Below are 1,092 nucleotides of genomic sequence, written 5' to 3' on the forward strand. Positions count from 1 at the left end.
GGGGACCCAGCCCGCGCAAGACCGGCGTCGCCTTCACCCGCTTCAGCAGATGCGGGTCCGCCGCCACCCCGCTGGCCCGCGACAGGGCTTCCGCGATCAGCGCCGCCTGATTGAACCCCCTACCCCAGATCCGCCAGCGATGCAGCGGCACCGGCACCAGCAGGTCCGCACCCTCGGGCATCAGCCGCGCCATCGCCTGCGCCATGGTCGCGGCATAGGCGGTGCGTCCGCCATATTTCAGGCGCAGCGCCACCTGCCGCGCGACATCGCCATAGGCCACGGCGGCCCGCACCCCGTCATGCGGCGGCGGATCGGCGATGCACTCGCCGCATTCCGCCCCCTCGCCGCGGTCATAGTCGAACGGCGCATGGCATCGCGCGCACCAGGGCGGCCCGAGGAAACGCAGGCTGCCCCAGCATGTCGCGCAAAACCGATGATCCGCCCCGGTCACTTCGCCGCAGCCGGGGCAACGCGGCGGCAGCGCGTAATCGGCGATCTTCAGCAAGGGCGCGGCGAGACGCATCCATGGGTTGTTCCCCAGCGCGCATCGCTGCACAAGCGCGCCGTGTCCGACACCCATTCTCCCGCCGAAATCTTCGACCGCGCCCGCCGCCGCAAACGCCGCGATCGCGCCGCCCCAAACTATCGCGCCCATGCCTTCCTGCGCGATCACATGCTCGACGGGATCTACGAACGCCTCGACGCAGTGAAACGCGAGTTTCGCGACGTGCTCGATCTCGGCAGCTTCGACGGCAGCTTCGCCTTGCCCGGCGCGACGATCACCCGGCTCGAATCCGGCGCACGCTTCGCGGCCGATACCGGCGCGATCCACGCCGATGAGGACATGCATCCTTTTCCCGAGGCCAGCTTCGATCTGGTCGTGTCGGCGGGCGTGCTCGATTCGGTCAATGACGTGCCCGGCGCGCTCGCGCTGATCCGCCGCGCGCTGAAACCCGACGGCCTGTTCCTCGGCGCGTTCGCGGGCGCGGGCAGCCTCGCCACGCTCAAGGCCGCGTTCCTTGCTGCGGAGCCCGCCGCGCGCTTCCATCCACAGATCGACGTCCGCGCCGCGGGCGACCTGCTCAGCCGCGC

At 70.7% G+C, this 1,092-nt stretch carries 2 protein-coding genes; one reads left to right on the forward strand and one right to left on the reverse strand.

The genetic code is table 11. The features are described 5' to 3' along the window. The coding region (locus tag P1X14_RS22030) for a double zinc ribbon domain-containing protein (protein ID WP_277317568.1) at positions 1-523 on the reverse strand (523 nt) is incomplete at its 3' end. Positions 524-565: 42 nt separating this feature from the next. Between P1X14_RS22030 and P1X14_RS22035 the strand changes: the two genes are divergently transcribed. Further along, a partial coding sequence (locus P1X14_RS22035; protein WP_277317569.1) for a methyltransferase domain-containing protein occupies positions 566-1,092 on the forward strand: 527 nt, incomplete at its 3' end.

Origin of the sequence: Sphingomonas sp. AOB5, from assembly GCF_029433115.1 — a bacterium.
GTDB lineage: Bacteria > Pseudomonadota > Alphaproteobacteria > Sphingomonadales > Sphingomonadaceae > Sphingomonas.